Source organism: Pseudomonas sp. C321 (assembly GCF_055407105.1).
Genome location: NZ_JBUZRB010000010.1, coordinates 117893 through 138016 on the forward strand (window position 1 = coordinate 117893; position 20124 = coordinate 138016).

General features: G+C 61.4%; 24 protein-coding genes and 2 pseudogenes. 7 read left to right on the forward strand and 19 right to left on the reverse strand.

Annotated elements, in window-relative coordinates; all coding sequences use genetic code 11:
- Window positions 1–41 precede the first annotated feature (41 nt).
- From dsbG to dsbD, 3 genes are read right to left on the reverse strand one after another with little or no spacing between them, the layout of a single operon-like run.
- Window positions 42–803, reverse strand: a complete 762-nt coding sequence (gene dsbG / locus ACZRJ6_RS23310; RefSeq protein ID WP_463970227.1) for a thiol:disulfide interchange protein DsbG — start codon at window positions 801–803, stop codon at window positions 42–44.
- Entirely contained in the window at window positions 779–1645 is an 867-nt protein-coding gene (locus tag ACZRJ6_RS23315) for a TlpA family protein disulfide reductase (RefSeq protein WP_463970226.1), read from the reverse strand. The genes dsbG and ACZRJ6_RS23315 overlap by 25 nt, the downstream gene beginning before the upstream one ends.
- Window positions 1645–3375 carry a protein-disulfide reductase DsbD gene (gene dsbD / locus ACZRJ6_RS23320; protein WP_463970225.1) on the reverse strand — a complete coding sequence of 577 codons (1731 nt, stop codon included), beginning with the start codon at window positions 3373–3375 and terminating at the stop codon, window positions 1645–1647. The genes ACZRJ6_RS23315 and dsbD overlap by 1 nt, the downstream gene beginning before the upstream one ends.
- Window positions 3376–3547: 172 nt before the next feature.
- Here dsbD and ACZRJ6_RS23325 point away from each other — a divergent pair, with 172 nt between their 5' ends.
- The 3 genes and pseudogenes from ACZRJ6_RS23325 to ACZRJ6_RS23335 form a co-directional block, all read left to right on the forward strand.
- A complete protein-coding gene (locus ACZRJ6_RS23325) occupies window positions 3548–4228 on the forward strand; it encodes a response regulator (RefSeq protein WP_149414700.1) in 681 nt (226 codons plus the stop codon).
- Window positions 4228–5547 (forward strand): ATP-binding protein, encoded by a 1320-nt coding sequence (locus ACZRJ6_RS23330; protein ID WP_463970224.1) that lies wholly within the window; start codon window positions 4228–4230, stop codon window positions 5545–5547. The genes ACZRJ6_RS23325 and ACZRJ6_RS23330 overlap by 1 nt, the downstream gene beginning before the upstream one ends.
- Window positions 5548–5609: 62 nt before the next feature.
- Window positions 5610–5729: pseudogene (locus tag ACZRJ6_RS23335) on the forward strand (N-acetylmuramoyl-L-alanine amidase); the annotation flags it as partial.
- A 35-nt stretch (window positions 5730–5764) separates the two neighbouring features.
- On the opposite strand, the gene ACZRJ6_RS23340 reads toward ACZRJ6_RS23335, so the two are convergent.
- The gene (locus ACZRJ6_RS23340) at window positions 5765–5890 is read right to left on the reverse strand and encodes a hypothetical protein (protein WP_463970223.1); all 126 of its coding nucleotides are present in this window, start codon (window positions 5888–5890) and stop codon (window positions 5765–5767) included.
- A 22-nt stretch (window positions 5891–5912) separates the two neighbouring features.
- Here ACZRJ6_RS23340 and ACZRJ6_RS23345 point away from each other — a divergent pair, with 22 nt between their 5' ends.
- Complete coding sequence (locus tag ACZRJ6_RS23345) at window positions 5913–7325, forward strand: diaminobutyrate--2-oxoglutarate transaminase (RefSeq protein WP_463970222.1); 1413 nt, start codon at window positions 5913–5915, stop codon at window positions 7323–7325.
- 81 nt (window positions 7326–7406) lie between these two features.
- On the forward strand, window positions 7407–7631 hold the full coding sequence (locus ACZRJ6_RS23350) for an MbtH family protein (protein WP_149414703.1): 225 nt from the start codon (window positions 7407–7409) through the stop codon (window positions 7629–7631).
- Window positions 7632–7688: 57 nt separating this feature from the next.
- Here ACZRJ6_RS23350 and ACZRJ6_RS23355 read toward each other — a convergent pair whose 3' ends face one another.
- The 11 genes from ACZRJ6_RS23355 to soxR all read right to left on the reverse strand — a co-directional run bounded on the left by ACZRJ6_RS23355 (window position 7689) and on the right by soxR (window position 15233).
- Entirely contained in the window at window positions 7689–8648 is a 960-nt protein-coding gene (locus tag ACZRJ6_RS23355; protein WP_463970221.1) for a metal ABC transporter solute-binding protein, Zn/Mn family, read from the reverse strand.
- Window positions 8648–9547 carry a metal ABC transporter permease gene (locus ACZRJ6_RS23360; RefSeq protein WP_133098795.1) on the reverse strand — a complete coding sequence of 300 codons (900 nt, stop codon included), beginning with the start codon at window positions 9545–9547 and terminating at the stop codon, window positions 8648–8650. The genes ACZRJ6_RS23355 and ACZRJ6_RS23360 overlap by 1 nt, the downstream gene beginning before the upstream one ends.
- On the reverse strand, window positions 9544–10290 hold the full coding sequence (locus ACZRJ6_RS23365) for a metal ABC transporter ATP-binding protein (protein ID WP_149414705.1): 747 nt from the start codon (window positions 10288–10290) through the stop codon (window positions 9544–9546). The genes ACZRJ6_RS23360 and ACZRJ6_RS23365 overlap by 4 nt, the downstream gene beginning before the upstream one ends.
- Complete coding sequence (locus ACZRJ6_RS23370) at window positions 10287–11207, reverse strand: metal ABC transporter substrate-binding protein (protein WP_133098793.1); 921 nt, start codon at window positions 11205–11207, stop codon at window positions 10287–10289. Before ACZRJ6_RS23370 ends, ACZRJ6_RS23365 begins: the two co-directional genes overlap by 4 nt.
- A 34-nt stretch (window positions 11208–11241) precedes the next feature.
- Window positions 11242–11808, reverse strand: coding sequence for a DUF6162 family protein (locus tag ACZRJ6_RS23375; protein ID WP_463970220.1), 567 nt, complete (start codon window positions 11806–11808; stop codon window positions 11242–11244).
- Window positions 11809–11813: 5 nt separating this feature from the next.
- Window positions 11814–12143, reverse strand: coding sequence for a hypothetical protein (locus ACZRJ6_RS23380; protein WP_133098791.1), 330 nt, complete (start codon window positions 12141–12143; stop codon window positions 11814–11816).
- The gene (locus tag ACZRJ6_RS23385; RefSeq protein ID WP_463970219.1) at window positions 12140–12679 is read right to left on the reverse strand and encodes a thiamine pyrophosphate-binding protein; all 540 of its coding nucleotides are present in this window, start codon (window positions 12677–12679) and stop codon (window positions 12140–12142) included. Before ACZRJ6_RS23385 ends, ACZRJ6_RS23380 begins: the two co-directional genes overlap by 4 nt.
- Window positions 12676–13878, reverse strand: a complete 1203-nt coding sequence (locus ACZRJ6_RS23390) for a PepSY-associated TM helix domain-containing protein (protein ID WP_463970218.1) — start codon at window positions 13876–13878, stop codon at window positions 12676–12678. Before ACZRJ6_RS23390 ends, ACZRJ6_RS23385 begins: the two co-directional genes overlap by 4 nt.
- A 253-nt stretch (window positions 13879–14131) precedes the next feature.
- Complete coding sequence (locus ACZRJ6_RS23395) at window positions 14132–14593, reverse strand: VOC family protein (protein WP_463970217.1); 462 nt, start codon at window positions 14591–14593, stop codon at window positions 14132–14134.
- Window positions 14583–14750 carry a hypothetical protein gene (locus ACZRJ6_RS23400; protein WP_463970216.1) on the reverse strand — a complete coding sequence of 56 codons (168 nt, stop codon included), beginning with the start codon at window positions 14748–14750 and terminating at the stop codon, window positions 14583–14585. Before ACZRJ6_RS23400 ends, ACZRJ6_RS23395 begins: the two co-directional genes overlap by 11 nt.
- A 30-nt stretch (window positions 14751–14780) precedes the next feature.
- Window positions 14781–15233, reverse strand: coding sequence for a redox-sensitive transcriptional activator SoxR (soxR, locus tag ACZRJ6_RS23405; protein WP_463970215.1), 453 nt, complete (start codon window positions 15231–15233; stop codon window positions 14781–14783).
- A 101-nt stretch (window positions 15234–15334) separates the two neighbouring features.
- Between soxR and ACZRJ6_RS23410 the strand changes: the two genes are divergently transcribed.
- A complete protein-coding gene (locus ACZRJ6_RS23410; protein ID WP_463970214.1) occupies window positions 15335–15700 on the forward strand; it encodes an antibiotic biosynthesis monooxygenase in 366 nt (121 codons plus the stop codon).
- Here ACZRJ6_RS23410 and ACZRJ6_RS23415 read toward each other — a convergent pair.
- From ACZRJ6_RS23415 to ACZRJ6_RS23430, 4 genes and pseudogenes are all read right to left on the reverse strand, one after another.
- On the reverse strand, window positions 15689–16792 hold the full coding sequence (locus ACZRJ6_RS23415) for a sigma-54 interaction domain-containing protein (protein ID WP_463970213.1): 1104 nt from the start codon (window positions 16790–16792) through the stop codon (window positions 15689–15691). The two genes, ACZRJ6_RS23410 and ACZRJ6_RS23415, sit on opposite strands and share 12 nt — an antisense overlap.
- 8 nt (window positions 16793–16800) lie before the next feature.
- Window positions 16801–17988, reverse strand: coding sequence for an acyl-CoA dehydrogenase family protein (locus ACZRJ6_RS23420; protein WP_463970212.1), 1188 nt, complete (start codon window positions 17986–17988; stop codon window positions 16801–16803).
- 71 nt (window positions 17989–18059) lie between these two features.
- Window positions 18060–19199 (reverse strand): FMNH2-dependent alkanesulfonate monooxygenase, encoded by a 1140-nt coding sequence (ssuD, locus tag ACZRJ6_RS23425; protein WP_463970211.1) that lies wholly within the window; start codon window positions 19197–19199, stop codon window positions 18060–18062.
- Between the two features lie 18 nt (window positions 19200–19217).
- Window positions 19218–19409, reverse strand: a pseudogene (locus ACZRJ6_RS23430) (FMN reductase); the annotation flags it as partial.
- A gap of 399 nt (window positions 19410–19808) precedes the next feature.
- On the opposite strand from ACZRJ6_RS23430, the gene ACZRJ6_RS23435 reads away from it, so the two are divergent.
- On the forward strand, window positions 19809–20078 hold the full coding sequence (locus ACZRJ6_RS23435) for a hypothetical protein (protein ID WP_463970210.1): 270 nt from the start codon (window positions 19809–19811) through the stop codon (window positions 20076–20078).
- Window positions 20079–20124 lie beyond the last annotated feature (46 nt).

Consider the following 20124-nt stretch of genomic DNA (forward strand, 5'->3'; position numbering starts at 1 on the left):
GAAATGCTCCTGCCTTTGGCAGGAGCATTTTCTTTTTCAAGTCACTTCGCCCCCAGAATTTTCACCAACTTATCCGGCGACGGCGCCCCTTGCTGTTGCTGCAACTGGCCCTTGTCATCCAGATAGAAAATCGCCGGCGTCGCCGACAACTCCAACTCTTGCATCAATTGCATATTGGCATCGAGCTTGGCCTGGATCTCGGCAGGAATCTTGTCCAGCGCCTTGAGCTTGCTGCCTTTGCCGGCGGCTTCATGCTCTTGCAGGGCTTTTTGCGTGTCCTTGCTGGCCAGCAGCGCCGCCGACTTGCCCGGGCTGTCTTCGCGAATAATCCCGACCATAATGTGCCGCAACTGCACCTTGCCAGCCTTCACCCACGGCCGTGCCTGTTCCCAGAACATGTTGCAGTACGGGCAGTTGGGGTCACTGAACAGGTAGACGGTGCGCGGGGCATCCTTGTTACCGTCCTGGATCCAGCTGCTCTGTTCCATCTTGGCCCAGACTTCCTTGGCCATCGGTGCGTACACCAGCTTTTCCAGGGGTGCGGTGCTAAGGTCGTTGCCGCCTTCGTCGTACAGGTTGCCGGCGATCACATGTTTACCGTCGGCGGTGAGGTACAGCGCCATGCCACGGTTCTGGTATTGCGCGGCGTAGCCCTTGAGGCCGCTCGGCGCGTCGAAGCTGCCGACGATCTTGGCGCCCTTGGCTTCGATTTGCTTGATGGGCGCCGGCCATTCTTCGGCGTGGGCCAGGGTGGCGGCGAGGGTCAGGGGCAGCAGGGTCAGCAGGTGGCGGAGGCGGGGCATAGGGGTTTCCTTGTTGGGGCCGGCTTGGCGGAGGTGGCGTCGGTCTCAAAGTGTTCCATGGCGCGGGCCAGGCTGGCCTGGGACAGTTCGCCCAGGTGACTGTTGATCAGGCGTCCGTCGGGTTGATAAAACAGCGTGGTCGGCAAGGCCATGGAGCCTACGGCCTGCCCGAGGCGGCCACTGGCGTCGAACAGTACGTTGTCCAGGTTCAGGCCCTGGGTGGCCAGGTAGGTGATGACGCTTTGCATGCTTTCGGCCTGGTTGACGAACAGAAAGGTCACGTCAGGCCGTTGTTTCTGGGCGTTTTCCAGCACGGGCATTTCCCGTCGGCACGGCGGGCACCAGGTGGCCCAGAGGTTGATCACCAGTGGCCCGCCCTGATAGTCGGCCAGCTGCACGGTTTCACCATTGGCATTGCGCAGGCTGATGTCCGGCAGGCGCGTGCCTTTTTCATAGATATTCAGGGAAAAACTGGTCAGCGCCCAGAATGCCAGCCCGGTGATCACCCCGGCGCTCAACGGTTTGCGCAGGGCCGGGCGACGCCAGCCCCACAGCAGCGCACCGAGCACCAGCACGATAACCCCCGGCCAGGCGAGAAAGCCGCCGTCGCGCAGGTCGATGATTTGCAGCGGGTCGTCACGGTAGTACGCCCAGTACATCAGCACAAAGCTGATGCGTGCGCTCAACATGCCCAGCAGGAACAGGCTGAACAGTACCGATTCCGGGTTCTCGCCACCGCGCTTGGCCACACGCCAGCCCACCAGTGTGGCGAGGATCAGCGCACTGATCAGCAACAGATGGTTCAATGCGATGGCAAAGGTGCCGATGGTGAAGGTCAGCATCAGAGGGCGTCCCGGGTCTGGGTCCAGCGTTGCAGGAAGGTCTCGGCGTTCACTTCACCAGTGATGCGCTGGCTGCGGCGCTCCTCACCGTCGGGGGCAATCCAGACGAAGCTCGGTGGCCCCGGCACCTTGTAGCGCCCCATTAGTTCGCGGCTGGCGGCATTGTCGGCGGTGACGTCCAGGCGCAGCAGGCGCACGTCCTTGAGGGCGTCCAGCACTTCGGGTTTGCCGAATACCTGCTTTTCCATGATCTTGCACGACACGCACCAGTCGGCGTAGTAGTCCAGCAGCACCCATTGACCCTGAGCCTTGGCGCTGTCCAGTTGGCTTTGCAGCGCGGTCGGGTTGTTGATGGTGACGAAGGCGTCATGGGCTGTCGGCGCGCTGGCGCCCCGCGAGCCGCTATAGACCTTCAGCGGTTGCCACAGGTCATCGCTGCCTCCGGCCGCACCCACTGCCAACATGCCACCCCACAGCCCCAGCACCAGCGAACCAGCGCCCAGGACCATGGAGACACGTCCGTAATCGCGGGCCAGGCGCCAGCCGCAGTAGGCCATGACCAGCGCCAGCACGCCCCACAAACCAATCCACAGGGTTTCACCTACCACCGGCCGGATCATCAGCACCGCCGTGGCGAGGAACAGGAAGCCGAAGATGCCCTTGAGCACGTTCATCCAGGTGCCGGGTTTGGGCAGGAAGCGATTGCCCACGGTCACCAGTAACAACAGCGGTATACCGATGCCGATGCCCATGGCAAACAGAATCAAGCCGCCGTGCAGGGCGTTACCGCTCTGGGCGATATACAGCAGGGCGCCAGCCAGGGGCGCGGTCATGCACGGGCCCACCAGCAGGCCGGACAAGGCGCCCAGCACCCCGGCACCGATCAGGCTGCCGCCGTTTTGCTTACGGCTGGCGTTATCCAGGCGATCACGCAGGAACGTCGGCAATTGCAACTCGAAGAAACCGAACATCGGCAAGGCGAGGATCACAAACAGCGCGGCGAAGCTGCCGAGGATCCAGGGTGTTTGCAACAAGGCAGCCAGGTTGGCGCCCAACAGTGCGGCCAGCACGCCCAGCGCGGCATAGATCAGCGCCATGCACACCACGTAGCTGGTGGCCAGGGCAAACCCGCGCCGCGGGCTGGCGCCGCTGCCGACTACCAGCCCGGCAAGGATCGGCAGCATCGGCAAGGAGCAGGGGGCGAAGGCCAGCAACAGGCCCAGGCCGAAGAACACCAGCAGGCTCCAGCCCAGGCTGCGTTGTTGCAGTCCACTGGCCAGGCTCTGGTCTTGGGCTTCACTGGTGGCAGAGACGGCGGGGTTGCCGCCCAGGTCGACGGTGAGCGATTGCGGCGGGTAGCACAGGCCAGCATCGGCGCAGCCCTGCCAGCTCAGCTTGATCTGGCCGGTGGCGTCTGCCGGAATCTTCACTTCAAGGCCCTGGCGATAGACTTGCTGCTCACCGAAGAACTCGTCACTGTGGGATTCGCCTTCCGGCAACACCGGCTTTTCGGCCAGGCCGTCGAACTTCATGCGCTGCTGGTACAGGTAATAACCGTCGGCAATCTGCCAATACAACTGGGTTTCGCCGGAAGCCAGGCGCTCAGAGGTAAAGGTGAAGGCTTTGCCCACCGGGAGGAAATCGGGTTTGGTCTCGAAAGGATTGTTGCCAGGTGCGGCCTGGGCGAATCCAGCGAACAATACCAGCAGGAAGATAAACAAATGCCGCATGGTCAAGCCTTAGTTCGATGCAAGAGGGACACACAATGTGTGGTGTTGATTAACCGATGATTAACCGGGGTTATTCTAAGGTGTACGGATTTTCTGATGCTGCCCTTATCAAGGGCATAATGCGCGCTTAATCCGCCGGTCTTCTAATCACTATTTTTGCAAAGGGCTCACCATGCACGTACTGGTCTGTGAAGACGATGAGCTGATCGCCAGTGGCATTGTTGCCGGCCTCAGCGCCCAGGGCCTGACGGTCGAGCGCGTCGGCACCGCCGCCGCTGCCCGGGCGATGCTCAAGGTGGCTGAATTTGACGTGATGGTACTCGACCTCGGCCTGCCGGATGAAGACGGCCTGAAACTGTTGCAGCAACTGCGTAGCCAGGGCCTGGAAATTCCGGTGCTGATCCTCACGGCGCGGGACTCGGTAACCAACCGTGTCGATGGCCTGCAGGCCGGTGCCGACGATTACCTGCTCAAGCCGTTCGACCTGCGCGAGCTTGCAGCACGCCTGCACACCTTGTTGCGACGGGTCGCCGGGCGCAGTGTCAACCTGATCGAACATGGCCGCCTGAGCTACAACCCCAGCAGCCGCGAAACCTTGCTGGGCGGCCAGCCGGTGGACCTGTCTCGCCGCGAGCAGGCGCTGTTGCAGGCCTTGCTGCAAAATCCTGGCCGGGTGCTGTCCAGCGAGCAGCTCAAAGACAGCGTCTACGGGCTTAATGATGAACTGGAAAGTAACGCCTTGAACGTGCATATCCATCACCTGCGGCGCAAATTGGGCAATGGCATCGTCGAGACCGTGCGCGGCCTGGGCTATCGCTTGGGCCCGGCTAATGGTGGAGAGGACGCTTCGTGATGAGCTTGCGCCTGCGGCTGACCTTCAAGCTGGGCGCCGCCTTTGTGCTGATCTGGGCCCTGGCGGCGGCCTGGATGCTCAACGACCTGCGCAACCAGATGATGTTCTCCCTGGATCAGCGGCTGGTGGCCTCGGCGCGCATGGTGGCAGGGTTGATGGAACAGTTGCCGGAGCTGGCGAGCAAGGGCGAGGGCACCCATCTGAGCGCCGAACAACTGAATGTTCCTGGCGGCATGGCGTGCCAGGTCAGTTCCTTGCGCGGGGAAATTCTGGCCCGCAGCCACACCACGCCTGATCAGGGCCTGGAGTCCCAGAAGAGCGGCTTTCGCGATCAGATGATTGACGGCACGGTCTGGCGTAGCTTCACCCTGGCCCGTGGAGATTTATTTATCACCACCGCCGACCGTCAAGTGGAGCGCGAAGCCTTGAACATGTCGATCCTGCTGGCGGCGTCGGTGCCCGTCGGCGTGGCGCTGCTGGGCTGCCTGTGCCTGTTGTGGCTGGGCATCGGCCAGAGCCTGCTGCCGCTCAACCGTATGCGCGACGCCTTGATGCGCCGCAGCGCCGATTCCCTGGAACCGTTGCAGATTCATCCTCTGCCCAGCGAGCTCAAACCTCTGCTCGACACCCAAAACCTGCTGTTGCAGCGCATCGCCAAGACCATCGAGCGCGAACGGCGCTTGACCGGCGACGCCGCCCACGAACTGCGCAGCCCGCTGACGGCGATCAAGACCCACCTGCAAGTGGCGCGCATGACCGACGGTGCGGCCCGCGACCAGTCCCTGGCCCACGCCGAGGAGGGCGCCGACCGTCTGCACCACACCCTTGAGCAATTGCTGTTGCTGGCGCGTGTCGAGGGCAGCCTGTCATTTGACGACGGTTTGCAATCGAGTGCCGAGCAAGTGGCGCGTCTGGCGATTCAGGACGCCAATGCCGGGGACAATCGGCGGATCGACCTGATCCTGCCGGACAATGTGTCCGAGGCCCCGGTGGAAATGCCGGTGGGCCTGGCCGTTGCCGCCTTGCGCAACTTGCTGGACAACGCCTTGCGCCATACACCGGTAGATACGCGGGTGGAGTTGAGCGTATTTACCGCCGCCGACAGTGTGGTGTTCCGCGTGCGCGACCATGGTGCGCCGATTTCCAGTGAAGACTTGCAACACTTGACCCAACGCTTCTGGCGCAACGGCAACAGCGCCGGTTGCGGCCTGGGGCTGGCGATTGTGCAAGCTATCGTGCAGCGCTGCTCTTGCTCACTGAAGTTCGACAGTCAGGCTGATGGCCTGCGCGTCGACCTGGGGATGCCGCTGCGGCGCTGACAGCTGCTTTTCAAAAATCCACACACCAAAAATAGTTACCGCCATTTTCCGGCCCCGTTCGGTTCTACCGACATCCTCGGGCGTTCCAGATGCACTTTTGGCCCACCGATTATTGCGGGCGGATGGACACTGAAACCTGCGCGATTCTTTATGCGTTGAATGAAAAATACACGGGCAGTTGAGGAAAATTCTCACATTCCTGTAGGTGGCTAGTTCTTTAGCGGTAGGTTTTAACGCTGCGGGTGTAAATCCTCTCCTTGTTGATGCGTTTCCAAAACAGGAAATCCGTGCGCATGCCCTCCTGGGCCAGGCGCCGACGGGTTGGCAGTTTGGTCACCATCATCAGCGTATTGAGGGGTCGAGAGATGTCAGTCGCTACCAGCCGTACTGAAGATTTGCAGGTGTGTGTCAGCCCACAGCCTGCGGAAACGCTCTATCAGTTCGATGATTCACCGCTGTTGGCCCGCCAGCGCCAGCAGGAGTCCAACGCCCGCAGTTATCCTCGACGCATTCCCCTGGCCCTCAAGCGGGCGCGGGGGATTTATGTCGAAGACGTCGAAGGTCGTAGTTTTATTGACTGCCTGGCCGGTGCTGGCACCCTGGCGCTGGGTCACAACCATCCGGTGGTGATCGAGGCAATCCAGCAGGTACTGATCGATGAATTGCCCTTGCACACCCTGGACCTGACCACGCCGGTCAAGGACCAGTTTGTCCAGGACCTGTTCGGGCTGCTGCCGGCGGAGTTGGCGCGGGAAGCGAAGATTCAATTCTGCGGCCCGACCGGCACCGATGCGGTGGAGGCCGCGCTGAAACTGGTACGCACCGCCACCGGCCGCAGCACGGTGTTGTCGTTCCAGGGCGGTTATCACGGCATGAGCCAGGGCGCGCTGAGCCTGATGGGTAGCCTGGGGCCGAAAAAGCCCCTCGGCGCCTTGCTGGCCAATGGTGTGCAATTCTTGCCGTTTCCCTATGACTATCGCTGCCCGTTCGGTTTGGGTGGTGCGCAAGGGGTCAAGGTCAACCTGCACTATCTGGAAAACCTGCTCAACGACCCGGAAGCAGGCGTGTTGCTGCCAGCGGCGGTGATCGTCGAAGTGGTCCAGGGCGAAGGCGGCGTGATCCCGGCGGACCTTGACTGGCTGCGCGGCCTGCGGCGGATTACCGAACAGGCCGGTGTGGCCTTGATCGTCGATGAAATTCAGAGTGGTTTCGGTCGTACCGGCAAGATGTTTGCTTTCGAGCATGCCGGCATTATTCCGGACGTGGTGGTGCTGTCCAAGGCCATCGGTGGCAGTTTGCCGCTGGCGGTGGTGGTCTATCGCGATTGGCTCGACACCTGGCTGCCGGGGGCCCACGCCGGGACCTTTCGCGGCAATCAGATGGCCATGGCCGCAGGTTCGGCGGTGATGCGCTACCTCAAGGAACACAACATTCCCGATCACGCAGCGGCCATGGGCGAGCGCCTCGGTGAGCATCTGCGCATCCTGCAGTGCGACTTCCCTCACATGGGCGATATTCGCGGCCGTGGCCTGATGCTTGGCGTGGAACTGGTGGACCCGAACGGCACGCCGGATACCCAGGGGCATCCGCCCGCTCATCGGCAATTGGCGCCGCTGGTGCAGCGTGAATGCCTCAAGCGTGGGTTGATCCTTGAGCTGGGCGGGCGCCATGGCAGCGTGGTGCGCTTCCTGCCGCCGCTGGTCATCACTGCTCCGGAAATCGACCGGGTGGCGGAGATTTTTGGCCGTGCCCTGAAGGCGGCGGTGGCCAGCCTCTAATTTTTCCAGACGGCGGTACGTTTCTACTACATCAGTGTTGCGCGTGGTGCGCAGCCAGCCTTTCAGTGACGGAGAACAGCAATGACCTCAGTATTTGACCGCGAAGACATCCTCTTTCAGGTGGTGGTCAACCATGAAGAACAGTATTCCATCTGGCCTGACTACAAGGCTGTGCCACAGGGTTGGCGCACCGTGGGTAAAAGCGGAATGAAGAAAGAATGCCTGGCCTACATCGAAGAGGTGTGGACCGATATGCGTCCGCTGAGCTTGCGCCAAAAGATGGACAGCCAGGTGGTTGCTGGCTGAAATGATCATTCCCACGCAGAGCGTGGGAACGCTCTCAACTGTGCTTGCGTATCAGGGTCAGGGTGCCAGCGCCTTGATCACCTGATCCACATTCCCTTCCAGCTCCGCCACCGGATCGGCACCGTCGGTGCTTAACACCAACAACTGCGAGCCACCGGCACTGATTGCCGCTTTCACCGCATCGGCGGGCTGGCGATGATGCAGCACCAGTGCCACGTCGTTGTCCTTCAAGCTGGCACTCAACTGCTCAAGCGCCTCCGCCGTCCATTCGGTATCTGCCCGCGCGTCGGTGCTGACCAATTCCAGATTCAACCCGCTGACCAGATAACCAAAATGATCGCTCAGGCTGACCACACTCAGGTTGTCGGCCTTGCCCAGTCGCGCCTCGCTTTCTGCGCTGAGCTTGAGCAGTCGTTGCTTGAGGCTGGCCAGGTTGCTGTCGATCTGCGCCTTGGCGTCCGGCGCCAGGCGGCCCAGGTCGGCGGCCATCACATCGGCCATGCGGCCCAGGTTGTTGCTGGCTTGCCACGGCTGGCTGTTCAGGCCATCGGCAGAGCCCGGTTGCACGGCGATCCCCGGCAGACCGCCGTCCACCGGGCGCGCGGCGTCGACCTCGACGATGCGGATATTGCTGCGCCGGGCTACCGGATATAACGGGTCATCCGGCCACAGCGAGCGCAGGCCGATGGCTGCGTCGGCGTCCAGGGCCAGGGTGTGCAGCGCCGGGGCGCCGCGACCGGTGAAATAGGCGGTCTGGCGAGACCCAGGCAGGTTCGCTGGCGCCGCTCGCTCAAGGGTCACGTGGGTGCCTTTGAGCAAGGCTTCGGCCAGGCCGTAGGTGATCGGCAAGGCCGCCAGGACCTTCACCGGTTTTATCGCTTTGGCCTTGTTGAGGGCGGCATGGCCAACCCCTTGGTTGGCGGCGATTTGCAGCGGTTTGAAGCCGTCGGCGGCCAACAGTGGGGTGCTGATCAAGCAAGCGATGGCCAGGGCCAGCGGGCGTAGAGCAAGGCGCATTATCCGAGATTCCCTTTCAGGCTGGGGACCGTGCCGCGCGCGATGGCGGCGAGGGCGAAGGCGATACCGGCGACCAGAATGATCGCAGCACCGGACGGGATGGGCAGGTCGAAGATGATCGGCAACAGAATCCCGCACAAGGTGCTGATCGTGGCAATGACCACCGAGATCCAGAAGAAGCCCTTGAGGGACTGGCTTAGCAAGCGCGCGGCGGCGGCCGGGATCACCAGCAGGGCGCCTACCAGGATCGCGCCGATCACCTTGACCGCGGCCACGGTGATTAGCGTCACCAGGATCACGAACAGATAGTCCAGGGTCTTCACCGCCACACCACGCACCGCGGCCAGTTGCGGGTTGAAGCTGGCGAGCATGATGCGGTTGTACAGCGGCAGGGCCAGGGCCATCACCAGGGAGCCGACCACCGCCAGCACCAGCAGGTCATTACCGTTAACCGTCAGCACCGAACCAAACAACACGTTTTCCAGAATATGCACATTGATCTTGCCCGCGAGAATCAGCAGCAGGCTCGCTCCCAGGGCCAGGGATACTGAAAGGAATACGCCGATCAACGTGTCCGGCGCCAGCCCTGTGCGGTTGCGCAGGTAGTTGAGCAGGATGCCGAACAACAGGCAGTAGCCGAACAGGCTGCCATAAGGCCCGGTGTAGGGTTCCCCCAGTAGAATACCCACGGCCACGCCGGTCAGCGCGGCATGGCCGACAGCTTCGGAAAAGAACGCAAAGCGCTTGACCACCACCAGGGTGCCCAAACCGCCCAGCACCGGGCCGATCAATAGCCCGGCCAACAATGCGTTGACCACGAAGCCATAGGCCAGCGCTTCCGGCAGATACCCGGAAGACGCCCAGCCCTGGACCATCAGGCGAAAGGCTTCGTAGCTCATAGAGGTGTGCTCCGTGGGTGAGTGGAGAACAGCGTCAGCAGACGATCCGGCGTCAGTGCCTCTTTGGGTGTTGCATCAAACAGCACACGGCGATTCAGCCCGGTAACCCGGTCTGCCAGGCGGCCGACGGCTTCCAGGTCGTGTTCGATCCACAGCACGGTGATCCCGGCCTGGCGCCAGACGCTCAGCAGGCGCTCAAACACCTGGATGCCGGCCTCGTCGAGGGCTGACATTGGCTCATCCAATACCAGCAATTGCGGCGCCGGGATCAAGCCCTGGGCCAGCAGCACCCGCTGGCGTTCACCGCCGGACAGCGCACCCATGCGCCGTTTGCGTTTGTCCTGCATGCCGACCCGCTCCAGCGCCTCGCCAATCGCCCCGGCGTAATGTCGAGACAAGCCAAGGAAGGCCGGGCGGCGCTGGCACATGGCGGCCATGAAGTCGTCGACGGTCATCGGCAGGCCCCGGTCGAATTCCAGGGCCTGAGGCACATAGCCAATGGTGCCGGGCGCTTCGGGCCAGTGCAGGCTTAGTTGACCCTGGTGCGGGGTTTGCCCCAGCAGCGTCTTTATCAGTGAGCTTTTGCCGCCGCCGTTGGGGCCTACCAGGGCGTGGATGCTGCCTGGCTGCACCTGGAAGCTCACATCGTCGAGGATGATGGTGCGGCCGAGGGTCAGTGAAACCTTGTTGAAATCCAGGGTCGGGCCAACGCTTGCGACCTGCAGGTGTTCGACCGCCGTCATGCCCCTGCCTCCTGGATTGCCCGAACCACGGTATTGAGGTTGCCGGTCATTTCCACTTCATATTTTTCAGCGCTGTATTCGCCATAGGAAATATGCGACAGCGGGTACAGCTTGACCCCGGATTCACGCTGGATGGTGTCGACGTAGCTGGAAGGGAAGTCCATTTCCGAGAAAATTACTTTTACGTCCAGTTCCCGCAGTTGGTCGATGGTCTTCTTCAACTGGCTCGGGCTTGGTTCGATACCGTGGGCCGGTTCAACCACGGCGGTGACTTCCAGGCCAAACTCGCGCAGCAGGTAGTCATAGGCGGCGTGCACCGTCGCTACGCGCAGGTCGGCGTTGGGGGCGCTGGTCAACTTGGCCAGGGCGTCGGCGCGCATCTGGCGCAGGCGTTTGCCGTAGGCACGGGCGTTTTGGGTGTAGGTCTTGGCATTGTCCGGGTCGAGCTTGCCCAGTTCCCGGGCGATGTTGTTGACCTGGGCAATGGATGCGCTGATGGACAGGAAGGTGTGCGGGTTGACCACCTTGCCTGCGCCACGGGCGGCATTGCCGGTGGCGGCCAGCAGCGGCACGTTGGCGTTGGCTTCGATCACCGGGATGTCCGGGCGCTCGCTGGTGGCGATCATGCGGTCGGCAAAGTCATCGTGGCCGACGCCGTTTAGCACGATTACGTCCAGGGTGCCGATGCGCTTGATGTCTTCGGCGCGAGGCTCGTAGGCGTGGGGGTTGAAGCCGGCCGGAATCAGCGGCACCACCTCGGCCTTGTCGCCGACGATGTTGGCCACGTAGCTGTAATAAGGGTGCAGGGTGATGCCGATGCGCAGGCGTTTGGTTTGCTCTGCACTGGCCAGCGGCGCCAGTAACACGGTAAACAGGCCTACCAGCAGCAGGCGCAGCAATGGAGATGAAATAGACATGGGCAATCGGTCTTCTCTCGGATACAGCGTGAATTCAGTGGCGGTGCTGACGGGTGACGCCGGCATCGAATTGCGCAACCACCTGTTGCCAGCCAGCGTCGATCAACGCCTGGTCAGTGAGGTCGGTCGGTGCCGCAAGGTTGGCTCGGCGATTGAGCCAGATATCCGGTTCGGCGCCGCTCACCCGCATCAGCAGCGAGCCGCTGGCCTCGGGCGTCTGGCTTAAGCCCAGGTAGGCCGCAGGCTCCAGCAACTGCCAGCGGTGGTCGCCACGGCTTACCGAACTGGCATCCTGGGCGAAGGGTGCAAAGCCTTCTTCGGCCAGTTGTGTCGGGGTGGGCAGAGCGCTTTGCTCCTGCTGGAGCAAGTGGATTTCATCCAGGGTCACCCGCAGGTCGGCGTAGATACCTTGTTCGGCGGCGCTCAGGTCGCGGCGGGCGTCCAGTTGGTGGCTGTCCACGACATGGACTTCCTGGGTTTCGCCGTGCAACGCCACCACTGTGCCAGATACGGCCAGGATGATCAGGCACAACAGCAGGACGTAGAGGGTTTCGTGCCCGGCTCCGGCCGGGCGGACGATTTGCGTGCTTCCTTTAGTCACGGCAGTCATTGGCCTTGGATATCCGCTTGGTCGATCTCGACAACGTGGCCGGGGCCGGCGTCAAACAGCACGTAGAACTCGGCGGAAGGTTTCTTGAAAGTCAGGGTCGAGTCTTCACCCAGCTTGCCGGGCACCAGGATGGTTTCGTCGTAGCCGATCACATCCAGGGTCACGCCGGGCGCGCCGCTGCCGTCGGAAAAGCCGCCGGTGCATTGGATCTGCTCGCCGGGGATTTCCTTGCATTCGCACATCGGGTTGTGGGCCAGGGCGTAGGTGCTGAAGCCGGCACAGAGGATCAGCGCGGCGCAGGCACGGGTCAGGTGCATCAAAGTCATGGTTTAACTCCTTGCTTGTTCAGCCAGGCGACGGTGGCAGGCGAGGCCTGGCTCAAGGGAATGGAAGCCTGTTGCATGCTGCCGTCCCAGCCTTCCATGGTGATCCACAGTTCGGCGTCGGGCGGGGTACGTTCTGGAATGGGCAATCCAGCGCCCATGCGGTATGGGGTGCCGAAGAAAATTACCCCGGCGGCCCGCAGGCTGCGCGGCTTGCCGATACGCAAGTAGGTGGCCTTGACCTGATCGCCGCAGGTGGCGCATAGGGCTGCGTTGAAGAACTTCATGGGGCCCGCCGGGTTCGGCGCCGGAGGTTCATTACGAAACTCGGCCAGCCTGATGCTCCAGGGGCCGACCTGCACTTCGCCGATTTCCCGTTGACCCAGGCCGCTGTCACCGCGAAACAGTGCGGCGTCGGCAAAGTACTTGGGCATGAAGCCCAGGGGCACCAGCAACAGCAGGATATTGATGTGAAAGCGCCATTTAAGCCAAAAGGCCCGCAGGGGCGAGGGCGGTTGAACGGTAGTGGCCTTGCTCATTGGTTGCCCTCCGGGATTTCAGCCTGCATGGCGGGGATCTGCGTCGTTTGCCGGGTCGCTTTGGCGCTGCGCTTGAGGGCGTGGAAGGTGGCCAGGGCCGTGCGCTTGCTCCAGATCAGCAGGCCGCTCAAGACCATCATGCTCAGCAACAGGCCGAAGAAGAACCAGATCAGCTTGATCCAGATCCCGCCAAAGTCACCGGTGTGCAGCGGGCGCATGGATTCGGTGACGAACTCAAGGGCCGAGCGGTCGGACAGCAGGTGCGAGGCGGCGATTTCGCCACTGTAGGGGTTGATCTCCGCAGTCTGGAACATCAACGGGTACCAGCCCCTCCCGCCGATGCGCAAATGGCTGTAGGCGTTGCTCGGCAGACTCACGAAGCTGGCCTCAAGCCCCGGAATACGCTGGGTGGCAATGTTGATTGCGTCGTCCAGGGGAATCATCGGTGAAGGTACGCCAGGGCTGGACATCGGCACCTTGTCCCGGGAAATCACCGGTACCACCGGCTGGCTGGAAATGGTGATCTGGTTGTCCCCCAGAATCGCCTGGATCATGAACCAGGTACCGGTGATGGAAATAACGGCGATAAACCAGATCGACCAGATGCCGCTCAGCCGGTGGAAATCACCCCAGAAGATTCGCGCACCATGGTTGAAGCGCAGGGTTGGCTTGAAGAAGCCTTTCCAGAAGCGCTTGTAGACCACAAGGCCGGTGACCAGCGAGGCCAGCATCGGCAGCCCCAAAAACGACACCAGGTACCAGCCCCAGCTGAAGCCATTAGTGAACGGCACCAGCCACCAGCCGTGAAGGGCACGGGTGAATTGTTGGAAGTTGAACGCGGGGCTGATGCCCTGGATCACGCCGGTGTATGGATTGACGTACACCGATACGGAGCGGCCATCGGGGTAGCTGACGTCAACGTTCAGGGCGAAATGTGATTCGTCCGGGCGGCTCAGGGATTCGACAATGGCCTTGGGCTCAGCGCGTTTGATGGCGGCAATGACCTGGTCATAACTGAGGGGTTCGGCATCGTCCGACGGCTTGCTGGCCCGCATGTCCGGGTTGGCCAGCCAGACGATTTCCTGGCTGACCACCGCCAGGGTACCGGTGACGCAGACGATCAGTACGAAGAACCAGATGGGCAATGCCAGCCAGCTGTGTACGAGAAACCAGAGTTTGGAACGCGACTTTTTCAACATGTTAATAGGGGGTCTTGATCGGAGGGGGGCAGTGAAGGCCCGGGAAAGGCCGGTCGTAGCTTTTGCTTACGCGACAGGCTGTATCTAGGTTAAGACGGATGAGAATCAAAAAACCCTAAGCTAGATATGAAAGTAAATGTTTCAGATACGCATTTACGGGGCGTTCTGAAATCACACTGCATCGGGGAAAGCGTGGCGGGGGTGTTCATGAGGTGTGTTACAGGAGCGAGCGTACCCGCTCCTGCCTTGGCGCTTAGCCTTGCTTGAACATCTCCTCGGCACGCTGGCGAACTTGTTCCACCGTCAAATCCTCCTTGCGGGAGGCCAGGAACCATACATGCCCGAACGGATCTTTCAGCGTCCCGGAGCGGTCGCCGTAAAACTGGTCCTTGGGTTCTGAGATCACGACGCCACCGGCCGCAACGGCCTGTTTGTACTGCGCGTCGACATCGTTGACATACAAATGCAGAGCGACGCTGGTGTGCTCTTTCCCAGGACTGCCAAAGGCCATTTCGCCACAGGGCGAAGCCAGCATGATCGCCGAATCGCCAATGCGCAGTTCAGCGTGCCCAATCTTGCCGTCGGGCATGTCCAGGCGCATGATTTCGGTGGCGCCAAAGGCTTTCTTGTAGAACTCGATGGCTTCAGCGGCTTTGTCGATTCCCAGGTAGGGCGTGATGCTGTGGTAGCCCTCGGGGATAGGTTTAACGCTCATTTTGTTCTCCTTGATTGTTGTTGTGAATGAAACCGGTTTTTCCGGTCTTTTCACTATAGGCCAAGCCTTCCGTGGCCTCTGGGCAGCCGACGAGGTGTGCGCCCTGTAACAGCAAACAGGCGGTTTGCTGTGCATCGGTCGGTTGCCAGTCAGTCAATTAGATTCAAGCGGGGTTCCAAACCGATGATTATTCGTTGGGGGTTGTTGGTTCCAGCAACTGCGCGCCGGGCCCGCGCTCACCGAGCTTGTCATCCTGATTGCGTAACGGGCACGCCTCCAGCGACAGACACCCGCAGCCAATACAGCCATTGAGCTTGTCGCGCAGCATCATCAGTTTATTGATGCGCTCATCCAGGTCCTCACGCCATAGCGCAGACAGGCGCTCCCAGTCTGCCGCGGTTGGCGTGCGGCCATCAGGCAGGGTTTGCAGGGCCTCATGAATCGTCGCCAGTGGAATGCCCAGGCGCTGGGCAATCTTGATCACCACCACACGCCGCAGCACATCCCGGGGATAACGCCGCTGATTGCCGGCATTGCGATTGCTTTTGATCAAACCCTTGGTTTCGTAGAAGTGCAGGGCGGTGACGGCCACGCCACTGCGCGCCGCCAGTTGGCCGACGGTGAGTGCCTTGATGACCATAAAAAAACTCCGAAAGAACCCTTGACCTTGACTTAACTAGAGGTTTTACCCTGCGCTGCATCGAATCGCAAGATTGTGCCTACAGTGAGAGGGGAATATTCATGCAGGTATCAGAGAGAAGTCGCAGCTTTACCCAACTGATCGAGTTCCAGATCGAACCCCATCAGCAATCCGCACTGGTGGCGGCCCTGTCGTCCCAGAGCGAGCGCCTGGCCATGGGGCATGGCGGCTTTCTCAGTGCGAGCGTGCAGGTCAGCGATGACGGGCGGCGGGTGCTCAGCTACTTGCAATGGCGCTCCCGTGAGGATGGCGAAGCGGCCTTCAAGCGCTTTGAACAGGGTGAAGAGGATTTCTGGACGCTGATTCGCGCCCATCAGGCCACGGCGGTGACCTTCGGCTCGTTCCAGGTGCTGCGCAGCATCGAGCGCAGCCATGACGACGCGTTGCAGTGCCGGCTAAATGGATAGGTGCAACATGCGTTCTCCTTGCACGTTATCCCCTGGCCGGCGCTTGTTCACTGCCAGTTCACCGATCTTGATCAAGCGGGTGCGGGTGACGTTGCGGCTCAGGCCGAGCAGGTTGGCGGTATGCACCTGGTTGTAATGACTGAAGCGGTAGGCGGCGCGCAGCAGCGCGTCTTCAACCTTTTCATGCAGGGCGCCGGCCTGTTCCTCGAAGAGCTTCTGAAACGCCCGTTGCAGCAAGGCTTCGGCACTGTTATCGATGCCGTGCTGACTGTCATCCTGACGCTCGATGCGCATGTTCGACAGGCGCAGGTCGTCGCGTTCGATCAGGCCATTGCGGCAAATTAAAAGGGTGTGATGGATGACGTTTTCCAGCTCGCGGATATTGCCTGGCCAACTGTAGGTTTTAAGTTTTTGCTCGGCCTCGCGGCTGATGCTGATCGAACCGTAGCCCAGGCGCTGGCTGTAGGCTTCGATAAAGTGCCGGGTTAACGGCAGGATATCGCCGGGGCGGTCGCGCAATGGGCTCAGCTCCAGGCTGACCACGTCGAGGCGGTAGTACAGATCCTCGCGGAAATGCCCGGCGTTGATGGCCTTTTCCAGTTGTACGTTGGTCGCCGCCAGTACCCGCACATCAATGGGAATGCTTTTGCGTGAGCCCAGGCGTACCACTTCGCGCTCCTGCAACACCCGCAGCAGCTTGACCTGGATGGCCATCGGCAAGTCGCCGATTTCGTCGAGGAACAAGGTGCCGCCGTCGGCTTCTTCGAACCAGCCAGCCTTGGCGCTGAGGGCACCAGTAAAGGCGCCTTTTTCATGGCCAAACAACTCGGCTTCCACCAGGGATTCGGAAAACGCCCCGCAGTTGACTGCCACGAATGGCCGGTTGCGCCGGGCGCTGAGGTTGTGAATGTGGCGTGCCACCAGCTCTTTACCGGTACCGGTTTCGCCGATGATTAGCACGCTGGCTTCGCTGGGCGCCACTTGCTGGATATGCGCCAGCAGCGCCTGGGATTTCGGGTCCTCGAAGACTTGCGCGGTGGCGCGGATCGAGGTCGCGAGAGCGGGCGAGGGCGGTAAGGTTAAAAGCTGCATGGGCACCTCTAGGAGTAGAACGTCGGAGTCGGCAGGGACTGGTTCAAGGCCCAGTCGCCCAGTTCATGGAGCTTGTAGTCCACCGGATCGTGCAAGGTTTGCGTGCGCAGATTGCGCCAGTGCCGGTCCAGGCGCAGGGAGGCGTGGGTGGCGCGCGCACCGGTGACTTCAAACAGGCGGCTGCACAGTTCCAGGCCATTGCGGGTGGCCGCGACCTTGGCGGTGGCGATGGCAATAGCCAGTTGGCCGCGCTCGTCCTCGCTCAGGTTGGGGCCTTTGGCCCAGGCCTGGTCTAGCAGGTCGGCTGCCCGTTCCACCAGCAGTCGCACACCTTCCAGCGCGACCCAGAAATCGCCGTAATGGCTGAGTATGTAAGGGTCCTGGCGCACATCCTGGGCAGTGGATTTGTGCCAGGGACGGGTTTCGGTGAGGGTGTAGTTGCGGGCTTCCTCGAAAGCGCCTTCGGCAATGCCGAGGAACATGTGGGTGAACGTCAATTGGGCGATCAGCGGGCGTAGGCAGGCGAATGGCGTGCTCAGGGGGCCGGGGTCCAGCAGCAATTCTGACTCTTCCACGCGCACCCGTTCGAAGCTGGCGCTGCCGCTGTCGGTCTGGCGCTGGCCGATACTGTTCCAGTCGTTGTGCACGGTGATGCCGCTGCGCCCGCTGGGGATGGCGGCGATCAGCAGCTTGCCTCCGGCGTTTTCATCAACTGCCGAGGCGATCAGCATTTGTGAGTCGCTGGCGCCGGAGCAGAAGCTTTTCTTGCCGGAGAACTCACGCCAGCCGTCGAAGTCCTTGACCACGGTGCGGGTGTCCAAAGGGTTGAGGGCATTGCCCCAGAACCAGTTTTTGCGGGCGGTCTGTTCGAACCAGGGTTGCCATTGTTCCGGGCGGGAAAACAGCCGCACGGTGGCCAGCATCAGGTGATGAAAACCGAAAACGTGAGCGATGGAGCTGTCGATCTTGGCGAATTCGCGCACGATTTCGAGGGTTTCGCTCCAGCGCGCGCCAAGGCCGCCGTATTGTGTAGGAATGCTCAGGGCCAGCAGGCCGCTGTTGCGCAAGGCGTCACGCTCGGCCTTGGGGGTGCCGCCGCGCTCGTCGCGCTCGACGGCGGTCAGGGCAAATTCGGCGGCCAGCAGTCTGGCGGTCTGCAAGGGTGACGGCAGGACGCTGTGGGGTTTGGCTGTCACGCGGGGGTTCCTCTTGGTAAGGCTTTCTGTAGGAGCGAGGGGGACGCCTAGTTCCTACAGTTAAAAGCTGATCAGGCCTTGGTCGGCAGCACGTCGTTGGCAATCATTTCGCCAAACGGTCCGGTGAGGTTGGTGATGCCGCGCCCGGCCAGGCTGGCGTAGGGCTCCGGCAGCAGCGGGAACACCAGCTCGGCGAAACGGTAGGCCTCTTCCAGATGGGGGTAGCCGGAGAAAATGAAGCTTTCGATCCCCAGGTCGGCGTATTCCTTGATCCGTTCAGCCACCTGCAGCGGGTTGCCCACCAGGGCCGTACCGGCTCCGCCCCTTACCAGGCCTACACCGGCCCACAGGTTGGGGGCGATTTCCAGGTTGTCGCGACGTCCGTCGTGCAGGGCGGCCATGCGCCGCTGGCCTTCGGAGTCGAAGCGCGAAAAGGATTTTTGCGCGGCGGCGATGGTTTCATCGCTGATGTGTTCGATCAGTTTGGCGGCGGCTTTCCAGGCGTCTTCTTCGGTTTCGCGCACGATCACATGCAGGCGAATGCCGAACTTGACCGTACGCCCGTGGCGGGCTGCACGTTCACGTACATCGGCGAGCTTTTCGGCGACGGCGGCCGGTGGTTCGCCCCAGGTCAGGTACACGTCCACCTGTTCGGCAGCGAGGTCGTGGGCGGCGTCGGAAGAACCGCCGAAGTACAGGGGTGGATAGGGTTTTTGCACCGGCGGATAGAGGGCCTTGGCGTTCTGGACCCGTAGGTGTTTGCCTTCGAAGTCCACGGATTCGCCCTGCAACACGCGACGCCAGATCCTGAGGAACTCGTCGGTCACTTCATAGCGTTCGCTGTGATCGAGGAAGCTGCCGTCGCCACGGTTTTCGTCAGGATCGCCGCCGGTCACTACGTTGATCAATAGGCGGCCATTGGAGAGGCGATCGAGGGTTGCGGCCATACGCGCGGAAACGGTGGGCGAGATGATTCCCGGACGAATCGCCACCAGGTAGCGCAGGCGCTCGGTCAAGGGCACCAGCGCCGAGGCGATCACCCAGGAGTCTTCGCAGGAGCGGCCGGTGGGTATCAGTACGCCGTGGTAACCGAGATTGTCGGCGGCCTGGGCCACTTGTTTCAGATAATTGAGGGTGACCGGGCGGGCGCCTTGAGTGGTGCCCAGGTAATGACCGTCGCCGTGTGTGGGAAGAAACCAGAAAACATCCATGACAAATCCTTAAGCGATTTTCAGCAAAGCGGAGGGGGGCGCGCCAAACAACGGCGCCGCGACGATCAGCAGGTCGGCCTGTTCGATCAGATGGCTCTCGATCAGCAGTTGGGTGGCCAGTTCGGCCAGCAGCGCTTGGGTCAGCACCCGCGTGCGAGAGGGGCGCCAGGTACCGCCGGAGAGGGCAACGACATTCAGGGGACGCGACACGGACAGTTCCTTTTTCAACAGTGGCTCAGTGCGATGAGTGAGTGACAGAGGTGGAGCAAGAGCTGTACCAATCGGCGAAGTCGCTGATTGACGGGGGCTCTGGGCTACCTGTTGAACCGTGGAGATGTTGTCTGGCTGCTGTTTTGTTGAATGACTGTTGCCTGGCCAACAGTTGCTCGGGTAACAGTTGACGAGGCGAGGGGACATTTATAGAGGGTTTTATTTATTCCGTAAATGAACGTATTTCTATATTTATAGATCATAAGGAAATATAAGAAGTTGGCTCTCGCAGGTGCTGCCAAAGCCGATAGCAACTATCACGGGGGATGATTTTTCACGGTGCGTGGCCGGGAGTAGCCTGTGTCCATTGCCTACCGCCCGACTCGCAGGACCTTCGCCATGAACCGTTTTTTCGCCACTTTCTTGTTGCTCATCTGCTCCGTCCTTGCCGGTTGCGCGACTCATTCCACGCCCGAGCTGCGACCTTATTCAGCCGAAGAGAGCAAGCAATTGGCGATGGAGGCGCTGAATCGCCGGGGTTTATCGTTTGACGAATACCAACAGAAGAAAGCCGAACTGACTGCCCAGCCACAGAAGCCGTTTGGCTTTGATCGTCAGGGAGAAATGAACGCCGAACGCAGAGTGATGTTGCAGGGTCGTCCCAGCTAAATTTGCAGCTTGGCCCACAGAGCCCGAGGTTTCGTTCAGAAGCTTC

Coding starts and splice junctions, on each gene's coding strand:
- dsbG (WP_463970227.1), bottom strand. CDS start 803: ATGCCCCGCCTCCGCCACCTGCTGACCCTGCTGCCCCTGACCCTCGCC.
- ACZRJ6_RS23315 (WP_463970226.1), bottom strand. CDS start 1,645: ATGCTGACCTTCACCATCGGCACCTTTGCCATCGCATTGAACCATCTG.
- dsbD (WP_463970225.1), bottom strand. CDS start 3,375: ATGCGGCATTTGTTTATCTTCCTGCTGGTATTGTTCGCTGGATTCGCC.
- ACZRJ6_RS23325 (WP_149414700.1), top strand. CDS start 3,548: ATGCACGTACTGGTCTGTGAAGACGATGAGCTGATCGCCAGTGGCATT.
- ACZRJ6_RS23330 (WP_463970224.1), top strand. CDS start 4,228: ATGAGCTTGCGCCTGCGGCTGACCTTCAAGCTGGGCGCCGCCTTTGTG.
- ACZRJ6_RS23340 (WP_463970223.1), bottom strand. CDS start 5,890: ATGATGGTGACCAAACTGCCAACCCGTCGGCGCCTGGCCCAGGAGGGC.
- ACZRJ6_RS23345 (WP_463970222.1), top strand. CDS start 5,913: ATGTCAGTCGCTACCAGCCGTACTGAAGATTTGCAGGTGTGTGTCAGC.
- ACZRJ6_RS23350 (WP_149414703.1), top strand. CDS start 7,407: ATGACCTCAGTATTTGACCGCGAAGACATCCTCTTTCAGGTGGTGGTC.
- ACZRJ6_RS23355 (WP_463970221.1), bottom strand. CDS start 8,648: ATGCGCCTTGCTCTACGCCCGCTGGCCCTGGCCATCGCTTGCTTGATC.
- ACZRJ6_RS23360 (WP_133098795.1), bottom strand. CDS start 9,547: ATGAGCTACGAAGCCTTTCGCCTGATGGTCCAGGGCTGGGCGTCTTCC.
- ACZRJ6_RS23365 (WP_149414705.1), bottom strand. CDS start 10,290: ATGACGGCGGTCGAACACCTGCAGGTCGCAAGCGTTGGCCCGACCCTG.
- ACZRJ6_RS23370 (WP_133098793.1), bottom strand. CDS start 11,207: ATGTCTATTTCATCTCCATTGCTGCGCCTGCTGCTGGTAGGCCTGTTT.
- ACZRJ6_RS23380 (WP_133098791.1), bottom strand. CDS start 12,143: ATGACTTTGATGCACCTGACCCGTGCCTGCGCCGCGCTGATCCTCTGT.
- ACZRJ6_RS23385 (WP_463970219.1), bottom strand. CDS start 12,679: ATGAGCAAGGCCACTACCGTTCAACCGCCCTCGCCCCTGCGGGCCTTT.
- ACZRJ6_RS23390 (WP_463970218.1), bottom strand. CDS start 13,878: ATGTTGAAAAAGTCGCGTTCCAAACTCTGGTTTCTCGTACACAGCTGG.
- ACZRJ6_RS23395 (WP_463970217.1), bottom strand. CDS start 14,593: ATGAGCGTTAAACCTATCCCCGAGGGCTACCACAGCATCACGCCCTAC.
- soxR (WP_463970215.1), bottom strand. CDS start 15,233: ATGGTCATCAAGGCACTCACCGTCGGCCAACTGGCGGCGCGCAGTGGC.
- ACZRJ6_RS23410 (WP_463970214.1), top strand. CDS start 15,335: ATGCAGGTATCAGAGAGAAGTCGCAGCTTTACCCAACTGATCGAGTTC.
- ACZRJ6_RS23415 (WP_463970213.1), bottom strand. CDS start 16,792: ATGCAGCTTTTAACCTTACCGCCCTCGCCCGCTCTCGCGACCTCGATC.
- ssuD (WP_463970211.1), bottom strand. CDS start 19,199: ATGGATGTTTTCTGGTTTCTTCCCACACACGGCGACGGTCATTACCTG.
- ACZRJ6_RS23435 (WP_463970210.1), top strand. CDS start 19,809: ATGAACCGTTTTTTCGCCACTTTCTTGTTGCTCATCTGCTCCGTCCTT.